Raw genomic sequence first — 18,366 nt, 5'->3', positions numbered from 1 at the left:
CCGAACCATGAACAAGAGAAATTTCCTCGCCCGCCTGCTTCAGGCCGCCGCCGCTGCAGTCCTCGCCCCGGCCGCACTCGCACAGGCCAGGCAGCCCCTGCCCGAGGTGGACGCCGAAATCCGCCGGGTCGATGCCGCCCAGGGCCGCATCACCTTGCGCCACGGCGACATCCCCAACCTCGACATGGGCGCGATGACCATGGTCTTTCGCGTCCGCGACCCGGCGCTGCTGAAGGATGTGAAGGCGGGCGACAAGGTGCGCTTCACGGCGCAGATGGTCGACGGGCAACTGACCGTGATGTCGCTCACGGTTGCGCACTGAGCGGCCGATTGGAAAGGACTGGAAAAAGTCTATATTCAGTCCTCTTTCCCGGGAGCCGCGAATGCGCTATTCGACGCAAGTCAAACCGATCAGCTACCTCAAGGCCAACGCGGCTGAAGTGCTGGACACGCTCGCGCAACGGCGCGAGCCTCTGGTCATCACTCAGAACGGCGAGGCCCGCGCCGTGATCCAGGACGTGGCTTCCTTCGAAGAGACCCAGGAGACCCTGGCCCTGCTCAAGCTGCTGGCCCTGGGCCAGCAGGATGTGGAGGCCGGGCACCTCAAGCCGCTGGCCGATGTGGTGCAGCGGCTTCACAGCAAGCATTCCGGCACCGAATGACGCGCAAGCCGAAAGACTTTCAGGTCCTGCTGACCCGCGGTGCGGAGCAGGACCTGGAATCGCTCTACGACTACCTTGCCGAAGCCGACAGCGTCGCCAACGCCCGTCGCCTGCTCGACCGCATCACAGCGACCCTCGATGGCCTGGCCCATATGCCGGAGCGAGGAAGTCACCCCAGAGAACTGCTGAGCCTGGGCATCAAGGCCCACCGGCAGGCCCTGTTCAAGCCCTATCGCATCGTGTACCAAGTGCTGGACCACCGGGTCGTGGTCCACCTGATCGCCGACGGGCGGCGGGACATGCAGACCCTGCTCGCACGCCGGCTGCTGGGTCGGTGATAGCGCGACTGATCGGCTTTGTTTTCCGCCGAGCCGAATGGCTCTCAGGCCATCCCGCCATTCACCGAGATCACCTGCCCCGTGATGTACCCCGCCTCCGCGCTGGCCAGGAAGCCGGCCAAGGCGGCAACCTCTTCGGGTGTGCCGGCGCGCTGGACGGGCACCATCTGCTTGACCATGGACGGGTCGAAGGCGGCATCGGCCATGGGCGAGGCGATGATGCCCGGCGCGATGGCGTTGACGGTCACGCCGCGCGAGGCGACTTCCATCGACAGCGCCTTGGTCGCGCTATTGAGCGCGCCCTTGGCCGCGGCATAGTTGACCTGGCCGCGGTTGCCCATGATGGCGGCCACCGACGAGATGTTCAGGATGCGGCCCCAGCGCGTGCGCAGCATGGGCAGCAGCAGCGGCTGGGTGACGCGGAAGAAACCGTTGAGCGACACATCGATGACGCGGTGCCACTGATCGGGCCGCATGCCGGGCATCACGGCGTCGTCATGGATGCCCGCGTTGTTGACCAGCACCTGCACCGGCCCGCCCTCCAGCATGCGGGCGCAAGCGGCCGCCGTGGCTTCGTCGTCGGTCAGGTCGAAGACATGGCACTCGGCTTGGCCGCCGGCCGCGGCGATGCGCGCGGCCAGCGCCTCGATGGCCTCGCGCCGACCGTTGGCATGCAACAGCACGGTGGCGCCGTCGCGCGCCAGGCGCTCGGCGATGGCACTGCCCAGTGCGCCGCTGGCCCCGGTGACGAGGGCGCGCTTGTTCTGAAGGGTCATGGAAAAGTACCTCCGTCGTTGCCGGTGTCACGGACACCGGTCGTGATGGCCGGGCAGGCGCTCAGGGCGCGGAATCCGGCAAGGGCGTGTTGAGAACCACCACCGCCCGCCCGTCCGCGACAGGCTGGCCGTCGGCATCGAGCACGCGGAAGGCATAGAGCACCTGCTGCGCGTCGCCCGACAGGCGCTCGGCATGCAGGTGCAGCGGCGCAGGGGCGTCGTCGAAGCGGGCACGGTGCAGCCGCACGTTGCGCGTGCTGGCCAGGTAGCCGGCCGCAGGCGGGCCGTCAACTGTGCTCAGCAGGCCACCATGCAGCGCCATGGCCTGCGCCGCGAACTCGATGGCGCAGGGGGCGAGCAGGCCCGAGGAGGTGCGCATCGGGTTGGCGGGGTCGGCATGCGTGGCGGTCGTGCAGTGGATGGACTGCGCATCCCAGGCTTCGAGCCGGTCGAGCAGGCACATGCTGCCCGCGTGGGGAATGCGCGCGGCGATGCCGCTTCGGTCGAGGGTGGCGGGCGCGGTCATGGCAGGTCCGAGATCAGCAGCACATTGGCAAAGGGCGTGCCCTGGCTCATGGGCATGGGCTGCACCGCGAAGCCCAGGCGCTGCAGCAGGGCGATCCACTCGTCGAGCGTGCGGCCCCAGGTGGGCGAGACCTTGTGGCCGCGGATGCGCGTCACCGTGCGGTCGACCCACTGGCTGATGGCGAAGCCGCGGCGGCTGGCGGCATCGCCCACGCGCAGCAGCAGGCGGCCGGGCACGCCGTCACGCTCCGCGGCGCCGCCGGCCAGCGCATCGCGCACCCGCACGAGCACGCCTTCCTGTGCGGCATGGTCCACGTAGTGCAGCACGTCGAGGATCACGACCACGTCGCAGGCCGGAAAGTCGGCCTCGCACATGTTGCCGCAGATGATGGTGGGCATGGGCCGGATGTGGCCGACCGAGCGCTGCGCGCGCTCCACATCGCGGGGCATCAGCTCGATGCCGGTGTAGCGGGCATCGGCCGGCAGCCGCGCCCAGGCGGCGGGCCAGCGGCCTTCGGCGCGCATCGCCTGGGCTGTGTGCAGCACGTTGGCGAACAGGCTCTGGCCCGAGCCGATGTCGAGCATGCGGGGCCGGCCCTCGCCGATCAGGCCACGCTCGACGATGCCGCGGAACACCGGGTCATGGCCGAGCTTGCCGCGTGCGAAATGCCAGGCGAAGTTGCCGCCCTGGCGGTAGGGCTCGGTGGCGCGGGCGTGGAGTTCGCGCCACGCGGCGTCGGAGGAAGGCGGGGTCGAGGTCACGGATGCGTTGGGGTCATGGCGCCCTCTCCGTTTGCTGGAGAGGTGCACAGGCGGAGAAGGTCTGGTGCGCCGAGCGGTTCACGCATGGCCGAGCGCATGGGGCAAGGTCACGGCGCGCAGGCCCTGGCGCGAGAACTGGTCGAGCAGCGGCGGCAGCACGTCCAGGATCACCGGCCGGCCGCTGGATGCCAGCGCCGCGTGGCCATCGTGCAGCAGCAGGATGTCGCCGGCGCGCAGGCCGCGGGTCAGGCGTGCCAGCACGCGGGCGGGGTCGCGCTCGCGGGTGTCGAAGCCACGGCGGGTCCAGCTCACCAGCTCCAGCCCCAGGCGATGCAGCACCGGGGCGAGGAAGGGATTGCGCAGGCCGGCGGGCGCGCGGAAGCAGCTTGGCCGCTGGCCGACGACGGCCTCGATCATCTGTTGCGCGCGTTCGATCTCGGCATGGAAACCGCGCGGGCCGAGCACCGAGAAGTTGTGCCGGTGCTGCGCCGTATGGTTCTGGATGCTGTGGCCACGGCCCACGATCTCGCGCGCCAGGGCCGGATGCGCCTGCACCCGCTCAGCAATGCAGAAGAAGGTGGCCTTCTGGCCTTGGGCGTCGAGGAGGTCGAGCACAGCCGGGGTCACCGCGGGCTCCGGCCCGTCGTCGATGGTCAGCGCCACTTCGTTCCGCGCTTCGGCGGCGGCGGGCAGGCGCAGCGTGTTCTGGCCCAGCCAGTGGCTGCGCGGCGTGAGGCCGATGGCGGTGATCGCGGCATGGTTGAGCACGACCGCGCCCAATGCAAAGGGCCAGGCGCCTGGCACGGCCATGCTGACGCCCACTGCGCCGGCATGCAGCACCGCACTGCCCTTGAGGAAGGGCGTGGGCTGCCAGCGGCCGGCCGCGCCACTCATGCCCGTGCCGTCCTTGCAAAGGCCGCCGACAGCAGCAGCGCCAGCAACGCACCGGGTGCCACCACCTGGCCGATGGAGGCCAATGACGGAATGTCGGAGATGGCGATGAGCGTGAATGAGATCACCGTGGTCAGGTTGGCCAGCATCAGCGAGGCCAGCGTGTCCTCGTCGGCATGGCCGGTCTCGCGCAGTTGGTCGAAGAAGAGCGCGTAGTTGGAGCCCACGGCCACCACCAGCAGCAGGCCCACCAGATGCAGGATGGACAGCGCCATGCCCATGGCCGCCATCGCCCCCAGCGTCAGCGCCACGGCGGCAGCGAGCGGCTGGCACACGGCCAGCAGGCGCCGCCCCGAGCGCAGCCAGGCGCCCAGCAGCAGCACCACGGCCAGCGCGCCCAGGCCCACCTGCACGAAGGCCTCGTGCAGGTAGCGCTTGTAGAGCGCACTCAGCTCCTCCCCGACCTCGGCCACCGACACGCCCGGCAGACCCTGCAGGGCGGCGACGACGTCCGCATGCTTGAACTGGGGGCCGGGGTGCAGCGAGACCATGGCGGCCCAGCCGCCACCCGGCCGCTCGAAGAGCAGCGCGTCGACCACGGCGCCGAGCGGGCCCTGGCGCGCGTCTTCGCGTCCGATCAGCGACGCGGCGCGCGCCGCCTCGACCTGGGTCACGAAAGGTGTCAGGCGGTCTGCCGCGATCGGCAGGCCCGCCGTGGCCTCCTCCAGCCGGGCGCGCAGCGTGGTGGCGTCGGGCAAGGCTTCGCGCCGCTGCATCTGCAGGGCCTGGCTGGGCAGGATGCGGGCCACGCTGTCGTAGCCCAGCAGCACGCCGCGATCGACCAGCGGGTCGAGCCGCGCGCCGGCCACCTCGGCCTGGCGCAGGGCCGCCTCGACGGTGTCGCCATAGGCCACCACCAGCGTGGCGCCGTCGCTGGCGCCGATGTCGCCGCGCAGTTGCTCGTCCAGCGCCTGCGATTCGCGCGAGACCGGGCTCATCGAGCTGAGGCCGGCGCGCCAGAGCTGGTCGCCCTGCCACAGCACGAGCACGAAGCCGGCGATGGCCAGGGCCATCAGCGGCAGCCGCAGGCGCGGCAGCCCGCGCACGAGTGCGCCGGCCGCGTGCGCCATGTAGCGGCGCAGGCCGCGGCCCGAGGCACCCTGCGGCGCCAGCACCGGCAGCAGGAAGCGCGTGGCCACGGCCGCGGCCACCAGGCCGGCGATGGAGAACACGCCCAGCTGCGCCAGACCCGGAAAGCCCGAGAACACCAGCGCCGCGAAGCCCGCCACCGAGGTCAGCAGGCCCAGCCGCACCGTGGGCCAGTGCAGGTCGCGCCAGCGCTGCCAGCCGGCCTGCGCGGGGCCCTCGCCCGCCACCTGGCGGGCCTGGATCAGGTAGTAGATGGCGTAGTCCACCGTCTCGCCGATCAGCGTGCTGCCGAAGCCCAGCGTCAGGCCATGCACGCCGCCGAAGACCAGGCTCACCGCGGCCGTGCCCACCACCACGCCCGTGGCGACGGGCAGCATGGCGATCGCCAGCGCCCGCAGCGCGCCGAACGCCAGCAGCAGCAAACCGCTGACCACGATGGCACCCACCACCGCCAGGTGGACGGCCTCGCGCTTGATGCTGTCGCGGCTCTGCACCGAGAAAACGGCCGTGCCGCTCATCAGCAGGCGGGTGTCGCTGGCGCCGACCTGCGCGGCCGCCTGGGCGAAGTCGGCCTGGATGGTGGCGATGGCCTGGGCCTGGGCGTCCAGGTCGCCGCCGGCAGCGCGGGTGCTGGCCAGCAGCAGCGCGCGCGGCGCCTCGCGCGCGGCCCACACGCCTTCGACGCTGCGCGGCGCGGTGGCCGGGATCAGCGTCTCGGCCATGCGGGCGGATTCGCCGGTGGGGTCGCGCTCCAGCAGCGGCTTGAAGGCATTGCCGCCCGGCGTGCCCAGCAACGAGAGGGTGTCGAGGATGGCGTTGCGCAGCCCCTCGACCGTGAAGTGCTCGGGCGTGACCGCGGGCGAGAGCTGGTAGCGTCGGTCGAAGACCCAGGTGCCAGCATCGCGCCACTCGCTCTGGTCGCCGTTCTGCACCTGGTCGAACAGGCCGCTCTTGCGCAGGCGCTGGCCCAGCTCGCGCGAGACGGCCGCGCGCTGCGCCTCGTCGCGCCCGCCCTCGATGCCGATGAACAGCGTGCGCGAGGCCACGCCGGTCTGGATCTGCTCGATCAGCATGCGCTGGCGTGCGTCGGGGTGGGCAGGCAGGAAGGCCGAGAGGTCGGCGTCGACCCGGGAGCGGGCGATCACGCCCACACCGGCCGCGAGGACCAGCAGCCACACCAGCACCACGGCCAGCCGGCGCGCGGGCGAGAGGCCGGCGTCATGGGCCGGCGCGACAGGAGGACGGCGGCTCATGAACCGGCGGGCCCGGGCACGATGTTCATCACCGAGCGGTCGCCGCCGATGAACTCCATCTCGATGCCGCGCACGTCGCTGCCGATGCCGGACAGGCGCAGGCTGCGCACCTGGGCGGCCAGTGCGGGCAGTGTGGGCACCAGGTCGAGCGTCCAGGCCTTGGCATCGCCCTTCACGTCGGCCTTGAAGTAGCGCAGCAGCGCAGGCGCGTTGCCGCTCAGGGTGCCGCGCATGGCTTCCATCATGCCCTGCAGCTCGGGCATGGCGTCCAGGCTCAGGGTGCGGGTGCGGCCGCCGCGCGAGAGGATCAGAACGTTGCCCTGCACCTCCATCGACTCCGGCCGCGGCGTGAGCGTGCGGCGCACCAGCTTGTCGGGCGCGGTGAAGCTGAGCACGCCGGCCGAGTCGAGCGGGCCGTCCAGGCCGCGCACGTAGCGCTGCTCGGTGAAGCGCGCCTCGCCGCTGCGGCGCTGGGCCAGCAGGGCCATCAGCTCGTTGAGGTCGAGCGCCCATGCGGGCGCCGCGAGCAGCCCGGCCAGGGCCAGCAGCAGCGCGGCGCGCAGGCGGCGCACGCCGGCCAGGGCCTCACGCACGCGGCGAATCTTCGAGCCAGAAGTCATGGAAATTGAACCAGTTGTGGGGATTGGCGCGGCACAGGTCTTCCAGGCGCCGCACATAGGCTTCGAGGGCTTCGCGGATTCGGCGTTCCCGCTCGGCGGGATCGAGCCCGCGGGCACGCCGCGGCGGCGGTGCGCCGGGCACGGTGGCGCCGCTTTCCACTGCCGGTGCCGAGAAATCGGCCAGAGGCTCGAACACCACGCGGTAGCGGTTTCCGCCCAGGTACAGGCCCGCCATGAACACGGCCGGCCGGCGCAGCAGCTCGGCGAGCCGGAAGGGCCCGTCGTTGAACCAGGCCGGCTGGCCCAGGAAGTCGATCTGCACGCGGTTGCCGCGCTGGCCGCCGTCGTCCTCTCCCACGGCCAGGGTGCGGTCGCCGAGCATGCCGGCCATGCGGCCGCTGTTCAGCCAGTCGCGCAGCTCCAGCATGGCGGCGGGCCGGCCCAGGGCGATGATGTGCGGACGGTATTCGGGCAGGCTGATGGCCTCGAGCACGGCGTTGATGCGCCGCGCGTTGTCGGGGTACATCAGCATGGCGAGTCGCAGGTCGACCGGCTCCTCGGCCTGCTGGCGGCAGGCCGACAGCGCCTCGAAGCTGCCGATGTGGGCGCCGACGAGGAAGGCGCCCCGGCCCGCGCGCACGTCGGCCTCCACGGCCAGGCCGCCCTGCACCTGCACGTCGAAGAGCGACATGTGCCCGCGCAGGAAATACACGCGGTCGAGCACCGTCGAGGCAAAGTTGTGCAGCAGCCGGTAGCCGTCGCGCCACCCCGCCTTCGGGCCGATGGACCGCGTCAGGTAGCGGCGGACATGGCGGCGCGGCGTGGGCGAGAAGAGCAGGAAGTACAGCGTGATCGGATGCAGGATCAGCCGCGTGAGCGGCCGGCCGCAGCGCAGCGCCATCCAGCAGATGAAGCGCAGCGCCAGGATGTTGCTGCGCTCGGGCGCGCGGGCCCAGTCGGTGCCGGGGCGCAGGTCGTCGCCCAGGGCGCTCATTGAGAACCTCCGGCTTCGCCTGCGGTGCGAGCGCCCTTCGGAACGGCCGGGCGGGCGCTCACGGGCGACCTCCGGCTCCGCCTGCGGTGCGGGCGCCATCGCCCGGCAGCCAGCGTCCGCTGGCGGCCACGGTGTCGCCCATTCGCACCTCGAAGCGCACGCCGGCCGCGGCCCCCGCCTCGGGCTGAAGGTCGAAGACGAGGTCGGCGCCCGGACGCACCGGCGCCAGGAACTTGGCCGCCGCCAGCATCGGCGCGTCGCCCAGGCGCGCGCGCAGCGAGGGCACGGCGCGCATCGCCTCCAGCAACTCGGCCAGCAACAAGGCGCCCGGCAACAGTGGCTGGCCGGGGAAATGGCCGGCGAAGGCGGGATGGTCCTCGGGCACGCGGTGCGACAGCCGCACCGGGCTGCCGTCCGCCGCCAACTGGGAGAGCGCGAACTCGCGCAGTTCGCGCCGCGTCAACTTGCCGGTGCCCACCCGCGGCAGCGCCTGCACATGCACCACGCGGCGCGGCACGAACACCGGCTCGATGCGCTCGCGCAGGCCGGCGATGACCGTCGCGGCATCCACCGAGGGCGCCACCACGAAGGCCACCGGCCGCACCACGCCATCGGCGACGTCGTCGGGCAGCCAGAAGGCGCCGTCCTCCACGCCGGGGATGCTGTTGAGGTGGAAGTCGAGGTGGCCCAGCGACGTCCGCCGGCCCGCCACGTGCACCAGGTCGTTGGCCCGGCCGAGAAGGCGGAAGCGGCCATCGCCCAGCAGTTCCAGCAGGTCCGCCATGGGCGTGGGCGCGGGAATGAAGTCGCCCGAGAAGACGAAGCGCTCGCCCCCATCGGGCCCTGTCTCGGCCTGCACGCGGATGTCGCCCATCACCTCCCACACCTCGCTGCGCACGGGGCAGCGGGTGGCGACCTGGCCGGTCTCGGTGCTGCCGTAGATCTCGACCATCACACCGCCCGTGGCGCGCTCGGCCTGGGCGGCCAGTTGCGGCGACAGCGGCGCGGTGGCCGAGAGCACCATGTCCACCGGCGGCACGGTCAGCCCGGACTGCAGCAGCGTCTTGAGGTGGAAGGGTGTGGTGACCAGCGCGCGCGGCCGCGGCACAGATTCCAGCGCCTGCACGATGTCGGCCGGATAGAACGGACGCCCGGCCTCGAAGGCCGGCCCGCCCAGCATGGCCAGCAGCGCCGAGGACTCGAGGCCATAGCTGTGCTGCACCGGCACCGTGGCCACCAGCGTCAGACCGTCCAACGTGGACAGGCCGAGCAGCGCGCACAGCCGCGGCACGGCGGCGGCCACGTCGCCGACCAGCGTGCCCCAGCGCTTGGCATGCGGCTGCGGCACACCGGTGGAGCCCGAGGTGAGCAGGCTCGCGGCATGGCGGTCCAGGGCAATGGCGGCCCAGTCGGGCATGGCGTCGAGGGGCGTGCGCTCGCCCTGGGCGTCGACGGCGACGCGCTGCGCCAGATGGGCGCCGTGCGGCTCGCCCGGATCGATCAGCGCGAAGGCTGCGGGATGCTCGGCGCAGACGCGGGCCAGTGTGTCCTCACGCGCATCGGGCGGCAGCAGGCTGGCGTGGCCGCGCAGCAGCGCCGCCGCCAGGCCCACGCTGAAGCGGTAGCGATCACCGCAGAGGTTGACGGCCGGCCCCTCGGCCGGAAGCGTTGCGGCGACGGCCTCGACATCGGCGAGCCAGGCCAGGGCACTGATCGGCCGGCCATGACGCCAGGCCAGCGGCGCGCGCAGGTCGCGCGGGCCGAGCAGAAAGGACACGCTCATTGCTTGGCAGGCGCGTAGAAGGCGCGCACGGCATCGATCAGCCGCACGCGCTCGAATTCGGGATGCAGGCGGTAACGCAGCAGGTATTCGCCCACGAACAGGGCGCCGACACCCACCGGCGTGACCACGTTGGAGAACAGCGACCAGTCCTCGAAGGGGCGCAGCAGGTACACGCCCAGCGACAGCGCGCAGACCACGCAGAAGTAGACGGTCCACACCGCGGTCACTCGGGCCGTGTAGCGCCGCATGTCGGGCGTGAGCGTGTGGATGCGCTGCGCGAACTGCCCGATCAGCGAGAGCTGCCCCGCACGCAACGTGCCACCGAACCAGCCGGCCAGCAGCGCATTGATGCCCACGTGCTGCAGCACATAGAGCGGATTGGGATCACCGGCGTGGCCGCTCATCACCAGGCCCAGGCCGGCCACGCCCAGCACCGCCACCAGCGCCAGCCCGGCACGGCCGAGGTGCTGGCCCGCCAGCCCCAGACCGGTGAGCCACAGCGGCACCAGCAGCACCACCACGGCCCAGGGCTCGGCGGCGTGGTAGAGCATCATCCAGTGCGAAGCGCCGGCATAGGCCACGCCCGCCAGCAGCATCAGCGCAATGCGCCAGGCGGGCATGCGCCTTACCCAGCCTTGTGGGCGTCGACGTGGGCCGCCAGCGCGCGCAGCGAGGCGAAGATCTGCTGGTTGCGCTCATCGTCCGAGCGCAGCTGGAAGCCGTAGCGGCGCGAGATCTCGAGGGCCACTTCGAGGATGTCGATGGAATCCAGGCCCAGTCCGTCGCCATAGAGCGGCGCCTCCGGGTCGATGGAATCGGGCGCCACCTCGAGGTTGAGGGCGCTCACCAGCAGTTCGGCCAGTTCGTTCTCGAGCGGAGTGCGTTCAAAGGAGGCGGTCGAAGGCAAGAAGGGCTCCCGGGGGTAAAGGAAATGAACCGCGGGTCGATGACCCCGCGGCAAAGGGAAAAATTATAGGAGTCGCCCCCGCGGCCACGGCCTCCTGTCGCCCGAGCCGCACGGCCCTGCCCCGGGGCGGCCCTTCGGTAGACTGCCGCCGTCTTTTTCGCCCTCGACTGGGAGTCCCATGGCCGATCCTCTGCTGCTGGCCCGCCAAGGCGCCACCGAATGCTTTCTGCTGCCTGCCCTGGCCAACCGGCACGGGCTGATCACCGGGGCCACCGGCACCGGCAAGACCGTCACGCTGCAGACCCTGGCCGAGCGCCTGTCCGGCATCGGTGTGCCGGTCTTCATGGCCGACGTGAAGGGGGACCTGGGTGGCATCAGCCAGCCCGGCCGCATCGGCGAGCGCATGGCCGCGACGCTCAAGGAGCGCGGCATCGAGTTGCCTGCGCCGCAGGCCTGCCCGGTGACGCTGTGGGACGTGTTCGGCGAGCAGGGCCATCCGGTGCGCGCCACCATCTCCGACATGGGCCCCCTGCTGCTGGGCCGCATGCTCGACCTCAACGACACCCAGGCCGGCGTGCTCAACCTGGTGTTCAAGATCGCCGACGACAGCGGCCTGCTGCTGCTGGACCTGAAGGACCTTCGGGCCATGCTGGCCCACGTGGGCGAGAACGCCAAGCAATACACCACGAGCTACGGCAACGTCAGCGCGGCCAGCGTGGGGGCGATCCAGCGCGGACTGCTGACGGTCGAGTCGCAGGGCGGCGACCGTTTCTTCGGCGAGCCGATGCTGGACATCCAGGACTTCATGCAGACGGTGGACGGCCGGGGCGTGGTCAACATCCTGGCGGCCGACAAGCTGATGAACTCGCCGCGCCTGTACGCCACCTTCCTGCTGTGGATGCTGTCGGAGCTGTTCGAGCAACTGCCCGAGGTGGGCGACCTGGACAAGCCCAAGCTGGCCTTCTTCTTCGACGAGGCGCACCTGCTGTTCAAGGATGCACCCAAGGCGCTCGTCGAACGCATCGAGCTGGTGGTGCGCCTGGTGCGTTCCAAGGGCGTGGGCGTGTACTTCGTGACGCAGAACCCACTGGACATTCCCGACTCGGTGCTCGCCCAGTTGGGCAACCGGGTCCAGCATGCCCTGCGCGCGTTCACGCCGCGCGACCAGAAGGCGGTGCAGTCGGCGGCCAGCACCATGCGCCCCAAGCCCGGCCTGGACATCGGTCAGGCCATCACCGAACTCGCCGTGGGCGAGGCGCTGGTGAGCCTGCTCGACGAGAAGGGCCGGCCCGGAATCACGGAGCGCGTCTTCGTGCTGCCGCCGGCGGGGCAGATCGGCCCGGTGACGCCGGAACAGCGCAAGGCGCTCATCGCCGGCTCGCTGGTGGCCGGCGTCTACGACCAGGCCGTGGACCGCGAGTCGGCCTACGAGAAGCTCAAGGGACGTGCGGCCTCGGCGCCCGACGCCCCTGCCGCCGGTGGCCAGGGCGCGCCGGTTCCCGCCCCCGACCGCATGCCGACGCCGATCGGCGGCACGCCAACGCGCACCGGCCCTTCGACGCCCTCGCCCGCTGGCGGCTCGGCGCCGGCGGAGGGCAGCTTCCTCAATGACCTGCTCTTCGGGACGACCGGCCCGCGCGGCGGCCGGAAGGATGGACTGGTGCAGACCCTGGCCAAGTCGGCCGTGCGCACCGTGGGCACGAACGTGGGCAAGGAAATCCTGCGGGGGGTGCTGGGGGGAATCTTCGGGGCGAAGACACGGCGCTGAGGGTCCGCGCGATGCGCTGGTGGCCGCGGCCGATGGCTCCGGAATTGCACGGCGCGCGGGAGGCGCCGGTGGATCCAGTCTCCGGCCCGCCCGGAGCATTCGGCCGGCGCCGGCCACACAGGGGCGGAAGTCCGCCTGCCGGCGGATGAGGTCGGACCGGTGCTGCCCGCCCCAGGCAGACCGGTGGAGGGCCGCCCACGCGGCGACCCGGATGCTTTCGCTCAGTAGCTCGGGTAGCGCACTGCTTCTTCTTCGGCCTGGCGGCTGCGGCCGACCATGAAGCCGACAAGCACCGTGCCACACACCACACCCAGCATGAATCCAGCAATGATCATCAACATGGCGTCTCCATCTCTTGGCGGAGGTCCCGCTGCCATCACCCGACGGCAGCTGGCCTCCTGAGACGCACGATACGCGTTTGTGACAAATTGCGTGTTGGGGGTTCACCCAGGGTTAATCTTGCGCATCGAAGAGCAGGAACAGGGATCGCGGCGCTGTCAGCGCAGACCGCAAAGCCCGGCCGATGCCGGCCCTATCTCGCGCTGGCGTCCCCGGCGAACTGCACCCGGCATTTCACGCCGGCCGGGATGCTGCCCTCGGGGTTGGGCAGCTCCAGCCTCACGCCGAAAGTGCCACTGGCCGAGTCGACGACGCGGTCGACCACTGCCACCGTGGCGGTGTAGCTGCCGGTGAGGGGCCGCTCCACCTCCACCCGCGCCGTGCCGCCCTTGCGCAGCTGGCCATACAGCGCAACGGGCAGGATCACCTCGACGCGCAATGGATGGGTCTGCGCCAGCTTGAGGATCGGCCGGGCACTCTCGCCGGCCTGGGCCACCTCGCCGACGTGCTGCAACCGCTCGGTGACCACGCCCTGGAAGGGGCTGCGCAGCCGGCGCTGCTCCACCAGTTCGCCCAGCCGCCGCTGTTCGATCTGCGCGAGGCGGCGGTTGTCGCGGGCCTCGGCGGCGTCGGCCTCGGCCACCTGCATCTCCAGGCGCGCGTCGTCGCGGTCCTGGGCCGAGATGTACTTCTCGCGCACCAGTTCCTCGCGCCGCGCCAGCTTCTGTTTCGCCGCCTGGCTGCGGCTGTCGGCCGAGCGGATGGCGCCGTCCATCACGGCGCGGTAGCGGGCGCCCTCCAGCGCCGCGCGCTCGGCGCCGCTGTCCAGCTCGACCAGCACCTGGCCCTTCTTGACCTCGCTGCCCCGGTCCACATGGATGGCGTCGATGCGCGCCTCCAGGCCGCTGCGCAGTTCGATGCGCTGGAAGGGCTCGATCAGGCAGGCAAAGCCACCGGCCGGTGCAGGCGCCGCGGCCGCAGCCATCGCGGGTGGCGACGCGGCACCCGACGCGGTGGGCGGCGCGGCACGCACGGCCTGCGCGGCGCCCAGGCCGAGCAGCAGGAGTGCTGACGCCCCGATGGCCCCATGCCGCCGCTGCGCACGCGGGGCAGCGAGGGTCCGGGGTTGGCGGCCGCGCGCCGCAGCCGCCTTCAGGGAGATCATGGAATGCAGGGTCATATCGCCTCGCCGGAAAAAGCCAGGAGCTGGTCGAGCCGGCGGTCCTGGCGAAGGGTGTCGCGCCGCGTGCGCGCATGCTGCCGCTCGGCATCGGCCTGGGCATGGCGGCGGCATTGATCGAGCCGCCAGCCGCCCTCGCCCGGCTGCAACAGGGCATGCCAGGGACCGCCGCGCTGGCGCAGCAGTTCGTCGTCGGCGGCGACCACGGCCAGGGCCAGGCCTGGGTCGCCCTGGCGGCCACAACGGCCCACCAGCTGCCGGTCGATGCGCGGCGACTCGTGGTACTCGGTCAGGATGACCATCAGACCGCCGAGGGCACGCACACCCTCGCCGAGCGCGATGTCGGTGCCGCGCCCGGCCATGTTGGTGGCCACCGTGATGGCCCCTCGCTCGCCGGCGCGGGCCACGATGGCGGCCTCCTGCGCGTCCTGGCGGGCATTGAGCACCTGGTGCGGCAGGCCGCGTCCGCTCAGCAGCCGGGCAAGGCGCTCAGAGGCCTCGACCGATCGCGTGCCCACCAGCACCGGCTGGCCGAGCGCATGGTGCTGGGCCACCACGTCGGCCACGGCCTGCCACTTGGCGGCCTCGTCGGCGCACAGGCGGGCGGGCAGCATGCGCCGCTGGCTGGGCCGGTGCGGCGGAATCACGGTGGTGCGCAGCCGATACACCACGGCCAGTTCGTGCGCCACCTCGCGCCCGGTGCCGGTCATGCCGGCCAGGCGCAGGTAGCGGGTGAAGAAGCGCTGGTAGGTGATGCGCGCCAGCGTGCGGGTCTGCTCGGACAGCGGGCGGCCCTCCTTCGCCTCGATCATCTGGTGCAGGCCCTGCTCCCAGGTGCGGCCCGGCAGCACGCGGCCGGTGTACTCGTCGATGATCTGCACCTGGCCTTCGTCGTCGATGAGGTAGTGCCGGTCGCGGTGGTACAGGTGCAGCGCACGCAGGGCCTGCACGGCCAGGTGCTCGCGCGCATGGCGGATGCGCCAGGGCCCATCCAGATCGGCCGCCGTCGCCGCGAGCCAGTCGCGGCCGGCCGGCAGCAGGTGCACGGCGCGGCGTGCGGCCAGCAGCTCGAAGTCGGTGCCGGGCCGCAGCTGCCGCGCCAGCGCCAGCGCCTGCTCGAAGGCGCCGGCATGCGCCACGGCGCCGGCCTTCTCGGCCAGGATCAGCGGCGTGCGCGCCTCGTCGATCAGGATGCTGTCGGCCTCGTCCACGATGGCGAAGTGCAGGCCGCGCAGCATCGGCTCGCCGCCCGCGGCGCCATACAGGCGGCGCACCTTCAGCTGCGCATCGGTGGCGCGGCCCTGGGCCTCGACGCGGTCGCGCAGGTAGTCGAAGACCAGGTCCTTGTTGGTGCAATAGGCGACGTCGCATGCATAGGCGCGGCGCTTGGCGGCTGGGTCCATGCCGCCGATCACCACGCCGACGCGCAGGCCCATGAAGGCCATCAGCGGGCCGGTCTTCTCGGCATCGCGCTCGGCGAGGTAGTCGTTGACCGTCACCACATGGGTGGGCACGCCGGCCACGCCTGCCAGGCAGGCGGCCAGGCCTGCGGTGAGGGTCTTGCCCTCGCCGGTGTTCATCTCGGCCAGGCGGCCGCGCAGCAGCGTTTCGGCGCCCAGCAGCTGCGTGGGATAGGGCGTCATGCCCAGCGTGCGGCGCGCGGCCTCGGCCACCAGCACCAAGGCCTCGTCCAGCGCGGCCGGCTTGAGCTCGCGGACGGCGGCGGGTGCCACGGCGCGCAGCGCCGTGCGCAGGGCCTCGTCGTCCAGCGCGCGGCGTTCGGCCTCGCCGGCTTCGAGGGCCTGGCGCAAGCGCGCCAGCGCGCCACCCGCCGGTCGCACCAGGCCCTGGCGCAGGCGGGCGGCGGCCGAGAGCACCCACTCGTCGGCGGCGTGGACGGTCTTGTCCTCGCGTTCGGGATGCGCGCTGCGGGCCAACGGGCCGCGCACGGGAAGGCTGAGCATCGTCATAGCTGGAACTGCGAGAGAAAGGCGCGGCGCAGCGCCCGCAGGCCGCGCCAGCCCACCGGTTCGGCACTGTGGGCGAAGCGCACATGGACGCGGCTGCCCAGGTAGTGCCCGGGCAGGGCATCGGGCAGGCGCAGCTCGAACTCGAAGAGCGACTCCAGCGTGGCCAGGCCCTTGTCGTCCTTGGGGTCGAGCACGGCCTCGCCGCCGCCGCGGGTGCCCAGCACGGCGCTGGGCAACTGGCGAACGGCGGCGGGCACGGCGCGCACCAGCGTGGCAGGCCAGACCTCGCCGCCCTGGGTGGCCAGGCGCACCTGCACGCGGCGCGTGTCCAGCCGCACCGCATCGACGTCGCCCTGCCGCACCACCACGCGCACCAGCGGTGCCTCGCCGGTGCGCACATAGGCCAGCACCTCGCCCTTGCGCACGAAGCGGCCCGGCAGGTCGTCGGCCTGCGGCACCAGCAGCAGACCATCGACCTGGGCCTGCACGGTAAGCTGCGCCGCCTGCTCCTGCAGCCGCGCCAGCACGCCCTGCTCGCGCTTGAGGTCCTCGGCCAGCTGCTCGGCGCGGGACTGCTGCACGCCCCAGGCCGCGTCGTACTGGCCCTGGGCCTCCTCGACCTTGGCGGCCTGCGCCTCCAACTGCGCGGCCAGCGTGGCGTCCACCGCCTCCAGCACCGGCTGGCCGCGGCGCACCGGCTGGCCCGGCTCGGCCAGCAGCTGCCGCACGAAGCCGGCGCTGCCGGCGCGCACGATGGCCTTCTCGGGCAGCCACAGCACGCCCTCGGCCGTGGTGTGGTGCGGCAGGGGCAGCGCGAACAGCAGCAGCAACAGCACCACCACCGAGCCCGCCATCACGCCCCGCACCCGGCCGGTGCGGTCGGCGAACTGAGGCCCGGTGGCCAGCGCCCGCAGGCCCTTGAAGGCCGGCCACAGCACCGACAGCGCCAGCGTCCACAGCGCCATCAGCACGCCGACGAAGAAGAAGCGCCCGGCCACGAAGAAGGCGATGCTCAGCGACACGAAAAGCCGATACACGAAGGACAGCGGCGCATACCAGAAGAACCAGCGCCGCTCGCCCGGCGTGGCCGGCGGCGGCTCGCTGCCGCGCACGCCGAACACGCGCCGCTCTACCCAGTGCTGCCATTGCTTGTTGGCCCGCTGCGCCAGGTTGGGGATCTCGATCAGGTCGACCAGGATGTAGTAACCGTCGTAGCGCAGCAGCGGGTTGGCGTTGAAGAACAGCGTGGTCACGCTGGCCAGCAGCGCCACGTCGTAGGCCATGGCGCGGGCCAGACCCGGCTCCAGCACCAGCCACAGGTAGAAGGCGATGGCGGCGATGAACAGCTCGGTCAGCATGCCGGCCGCGCCCACCAGCGCACGCTGCCACTTGCCCGGGCTGGCCGCGGCGTTGGACACGTCGACATAGGGCACCGGGTACAGCGCCAGCAGCATCAGCCCGGCCTCGTGCACCTCACCGCCCAGGTGCTTGCAGGCCAGGCCGTGGCCCAGCTCGTGCGCGGCCTTGACCAGCGGGAAGAGCACCGCCAGCAGCAGCAGGTTGTCCACGGCCAGCAGCCGGTCGGCGGCATTGCCCGTGAGCTCAGCCCCGTGCACGAAGGCCAGGCCCACGGCCGGCAGCACCACCGCCAGCCACAGCAGCAGCCCCAGCCGCCCGGCGAAGGGCCGCAGCCGCCGGTACAGCGCCGTGAGCAGCCGGTCGGGGTCGAACACCGGCACCTTCAGCGCCACCGGGTTGCCCACGCGGCCGAACCATTTCATGCGCTGCAGGCGCCCACGCCGCTCGAACAATTCGGCCACATCGGGCGTGACGTCGCACTGCACGAGATCGGCCGAATGCAGCTGGCCGAGCAGTTGGATCAGTTCTTCCTGCGTGGGCGTGTCCTCGTGCAGCTCGGCACCGAGCAGGTCCCACACCTGGGCCAGCGTGCGCCGCCCGTCCATCAGGTTCAGGGCCCGGTGGTAGGCCAGGTTGAAACGGTGGTGCCGCCCGCCCACCCGGTCTTCCAGCACCCACCAGGGCTGGCCGCGGTAGACATGCCGGTGCAGCCGCACATGGCTGCGCAGCCGCGGGCGCAGGTGGGCCACGCGGTACCAGTTGCTGGAGAGAAGGGGGCGTTCCATCAGTGGGGCTCGGTCGAGAAGGCGAATGAGCCGTGCGGGCATGTCGAACGCCCTGGGTCTATCGAGCGCCCGGGCCCCTCACCCTGCCTCTCCCCAGAGGGGAGAGGAGCAAAGCGGGAGCCCACGACGGGAAGTCGAATGGAAGACGCCCACCCGCCTCGATCAACCCTGGAGCCGGCTCCGGCCTGCGCGCGGGCGGCGCCCTCAGGATGCGCCGAGGCGCGCAGCCGGATGAGCGAGGCCCGCGGCCCCCGCGGGCCGGTCGTGACTGACTCGTGGCGCCTGTTCGAGCGCAGCGCGCAGCG

The 18,366-nt window shown here is 72.0% G+C and carries 17 protein-coding genes; 4 read left to right on the top strand and 13 right to left on the bottom strand.

The features are described 5' to 3' along the window. Positions 1 to 7 precede the first annotated feature (7 nt). The 3 genes from BXA03_RS00410 to BXA03_RS00400 all read left to right on the top strand — a co-directional run bounded on the left by BXA03_RS00410 (position 8) and on the right by BXA03_RS00400 (position 1,000). Entirely contained in the window at positions 8 to 322 is a 315-nt protein-coding gene (locus BXA03_RS00410) for a copper-binding protein (protein WP_076503228.1), read from the top strand. A 61-nt stretch (positions 323 to 383) separates the two neighbouring features. Beyond that, the gene (locus BXA03_RS00405) at positions 384 to 662 is read left to right on the top strand and encodes a type II toxin-antitoxin system Phd/YefM family antitoxin (RefSeq protein WP_076503227.1); all 279 of its coding nucleotides are present in this window, start codon (positions 384 to 386) and stop codon (positions 660 to 662) included. Next, positions 659 to 1,000: a type II toxin-antitoxin system RelE/ParE family toxin gene (locus BXA03_RS00400; protein WP_076503226.1), complete on the top strand. Its 342-nt coding sequence runs from the start codon at positions 659 to 661 to the stop codon at positions 998 to 1,000. Before BXA03_RS00405 ends, BXA03_RS00400 begins: the two co-directional genes overlap by 4 nt. Before the next feature lie 44 nt (positions 1,001 to 1,044). Here BXA03_RS00400 and fabG read toward each other — a convergent pair whose 3' ends face one another. From fabG to BXA03_RS00350, 10 genes are all read right to left on the bottom strand, one after another. Beyond that, positions 1,045 to 1,776 carry a 3-oxoacyl-ACP reductase FabG gene (fabG, locus tag BXA03_RS00395; RefSeq protein WP_076503225.1) on the bottom strand — a complete coding sequence of 244 codons (732 nt, stop codon included), beginning with the start codon at positions 1,774 to 1,776 and terminating at the stop codon, positions 1,045 to 1,047. Positions 1,777 to 1,837: 61 nt separating this feature from the next. Next, complete coding sequence (locus BXA03_RS00390) at positions 1,838 to 2,302, bottom strand: hotdog family protein (RefSeq protein WP_076503224.1); 465 nt, start codon at positions 2,300 to 2,302, stop codon at positions 1,838 to 1,840. Then, positions 2,299 to 3,063 (bottom strand): class I SAM-dependent methyltransferase, encoded by a 765-nt coding sequence (locus tag BXA03_RS00385; RefSeq protein ID WP_076503223.1) that lies wholly within the window; start codon positions 3,061 to 3,063, stop codon positions 2,299 to 2,301. Before BXA03_RS00385 ends, BXA03_RS00390 begins: the two co-directional genes overlap by 4 nt. A gap of 78 nt (positions 3,064 to 3,141) precedes the next feature. Next, the gene (locus BXA03_RS00380; protein ID WP_076503222.1) at positions 3,142 to 3,957 is read right to left on the bottom strand and encodes a polysaccharide deacetylase family protein; all 816 of its coding nucleotides are present in this window, start codon (positions 3,955 to 3,957) and stop codon (positions 3,142 to 3,144) included. Then, complete coding sequence (locus BXA03_RS00375) at positions 3,954 to 6,356, bottom strand: MMPL family transporter (protein ID WP_076503221.1); 2,403 nt, start codon at positions 6,354 to 6,356, stop codon at positions 3,954 to 3,956. The genes BXA03_RS00380 and BXA03_RS00375 overlap by 4 nt, the downstream gene beginning before the upstream one ends. Then, entirely contained in the window at positions 6,353 to 6,976 is a 624-nt protein-coding gene (locus tag BXA03_RS00370) for a LolA-related protein (protein ID WP_076503220.1), read from the bottom strand. The genes BXA03_RS00375 and BXA03_RS00370 overlap by 4 nt, the downstream gene beginning before the upstream one ends. Beyond that, entirely contained in the window at positions 6,942 to 7,970 is a 1,029-nt protein-coding gene (locus BXA03_RS00365) for an acyl-CoA synthetase (protein ID WP_076503219.1), read from the bottom strand. The genes BXA03_RS00370 and BXA03_RS00365 overlap by 35 nt, the downstream gene beginning before the upstream one ends. 58 nt (positions 7,971 to 8,028) lie before the next feature. Further along, positions 8,029 to 9,753, bottom strand: a complete 1,725-nt coding sequence (locus tag BXA03_RS00360; protein WP_076503218.1) for an ApeI family dehydratase — start codon at positions 9,751 to 9,753, stop codon at positions 8,029 to 8,031. After that, positions 9,750 to 10,373, bottom strand: coding sequence for a COG4648 family protein (locus BXA03_RS00355; protein WP_076503217.1), 624 nt, complete (start codon positions 10,371 to 10,373; stop codon positions 9,750 to 9,752). The genes BXA03_RS00360 and BXA03_RS00355 overlap by 4 nt, the downstream gene beginning before the upstream one ends. Positions 10,374 to 10,378: 5 nt before the next feature. Continuing rightward, positions 10,379 to 10,660: a phosphopantetheine-binding protein gene (locus BXA03_RS00350; protein ID WP_076503216.1), complete on the bottom strand. Its 282-nt coding sequence runs from the start codon at positions 10,658 to 10,660 to the stop codon at positions 10,379 to 10,381. A gap of 178 nt (positions 10,661 to 10,838) precedes the next feature. On the opposite strand from BXA03_RS00350, the gene BXA03_RS00345 reads away from it, so the two are divergent. Then, complete coding sequence (locus tag BXA03_RS00345) at positions 10,839 to 12,428, top strand: helicase HerA-like domain-containing protein (protein WP_076503215.1); 1,590 nt, start codon at positions 10,839 to 10,841, stop codon at positions 12,426 to 12,428. 532 nt (positions 12,429 to 12,960) lie between these two features. Here the strand turns inward: BXA03_RS00345 and BXA03_RS00340 are convergent. From BXA03_RS00340 to BXA03_RS26800, 3 genes are read right to left on the bottom strand one after another with little or no spacing between them, the layout of a single operon-like run. Next, complete coding sequence (locus tag BXA03_RS00340; protein ID WP_083715774.1) at positions 12,961 to 13,947, bottom strand: efflux RND transporter periplasmic adaptor subunit; 987 nt, start codon at positions 13,945 to 13,947, stop codon at positions 12,961 to 12,963. Continuing rightward, entirely contained in the window at positions 13,944 to 15,917 is a 1,974-nt protein-coding gene (locus tag BXA03_RS00335; protein ID WP_083715773.1) for a preprotein translocase subunit SecA, read from the bottom strand. Before BXA03_RS00335 ends, BXA03_RS00340 begins: the two co-directional genes overlap by 4 nt. Beyond that, the gene (locus BXA03_RS26800; RefSeq protein WP_076503214.1) at positions 15,914 to 18,061 is read right to left on the bottom strand and encodes a hypothetical protein; all 2,148 of its coding nucleotides are present in this window, start codon (positions 18,059 to 18,061) and stop codon (positions 15,914 to 15,916) included. The genes BXA03_RS00335 and BXA03_RS26800 overlap by 4 nt, the downstream gene beginning before the upstream one ends. Between the last annotated feature and the right edge of the window lie 305 nt (positions 18,062 to 18,366).

The organism is Pseudacidovorax sp. RU35E, from assembly GCF_900156165.1.
Taxonomy (GTDB): Bacteria; Pseudomonadota; Gammaproteobacteria; order Burkholderiales; family Burkholderiaceae_C; genus Xenophilus.
The sequence above is the reverse complement of the archived record's forward strand: the minus strand, read 5'-3'. Positions and strand labels throughout refer to the sequence as shown.

What these genes read in the sequence shown, in the direction of transcription:
- fabG (WP_076503225.1), bottom strand. Translation starts at nt 1,776, where the DNA reads ATGACCCTTCAGAACAAGCGCGCCCTCGTCACCGGGGCCAGCGGCGCA.
- BXA03_RS00400 (WP_076503226.1), top strand. Translation starts at nt 659, where the DNA reads ATGACGCGCAAGCCGAAAGACTTTCAGGTCCTGCTGACCCGCGGTGCG.
- BXA03_RS00380 (WP_076503222.1), bottom strand. Translation starts at nt 3,957, where the DNA reads ATGAGTGGCGCGGCCGGCCGCTGGCAGCCCACGCCCTTCCTCAAGGGC.
- BXA03_RS00390 (WP_076503224.1), bottom strand. Translation starts at nt 2,302, where the DNA reads ATGACCGCGCCCGCCACCCTCGACCGAAGCGGCATCGCCGCGCGCATT.
- BXA03_RS00405 (WP_076503227.1), top strand. Translation starts at nt 384, where the DNA reads ATGCGCTATTCGACGCAAGTCAAACCGATCAGCTACCTCAAGGCCAAC.
- BXA03_RS00355 (WP_076503217.1), bottom strand. Translation starts at nt 10,373, where the DNA reads ATGCCCGCCTGGCGCATTGCGCTGATGCTGCTGGCGGGCGTGGCCTAT.
- BXA03_RS00335 (WP_083715773.1), bottom strand. Translation starts at nt 15,917, where the DNA reads ATGACGATGCTCAGCCTTCCCGTGCGCGGCCCGTTGGCCCGCAGCGCG.
- BXA03_RS00360 (WP_076503218.1), bottom strand. Translation starts at nt 9,753, where the DNA reads ATGAGCGTGTCCTTTCTGCTCGGCCCGCGCGACCTGCGCGCGCCGCTG.
- BXA03_RS00365 (WP_076503219.1), bottom strand. Translation starts at nt 7,970, where the DNA reads ATGAGCGCCCTGGGCGACGACCTGCGCCCCGGCACCGACTGGGCCCGC.
- BXA03_RS00345 (WP_076503215.1), top strand. Translation starts at nt 10,839, where the DNA reads ATGGCCGATCCTCTGCTGCTGGCCCGCCAAGGCGCCACCGAATGCTTT.
- BXA03_RS00370 (WP_076503220.1), bottom strand. Translation starts at nt 6,976, where the DNA reads ATGACTTCTGGCTCGAAGATTCGCCGCGTGCGTGAGGCCCTGGCCGGC.
- BXA03_RS26800 (WP_076503214.1), bottom strand. Translation starts at nt 18,061, where the DNA reads ATGGAACGCCCCCTTCTCTCCAGCAACTGGTACCGCGTGGCCCACCTG.
- BXA03_RS00340 (WP_083715774.1), bottom strand. Translation starts at nt 13,947, where the DNA reads ATGACCCTGCATTCCATGATCTCCCTGAAGGCGGCTGCGGCGCGCGGC.
- BXA03_RS00410 (WP_076503228.1), top strand. Translation starts at nt 8, where the DNA reads ATGAACAAGAGAAATTTCCTCGCCCGCCTGCTTCAGGCCGCCGCCGCT.
- BXA03_RS00375 (WP_076503221.1), bottom strand. Translation starts at nt 6,356, where the DNA reads ATGAGCCGCCGTCCTCCTGTCGCGCCGGCCCATGACGCCGGCCTCTCG.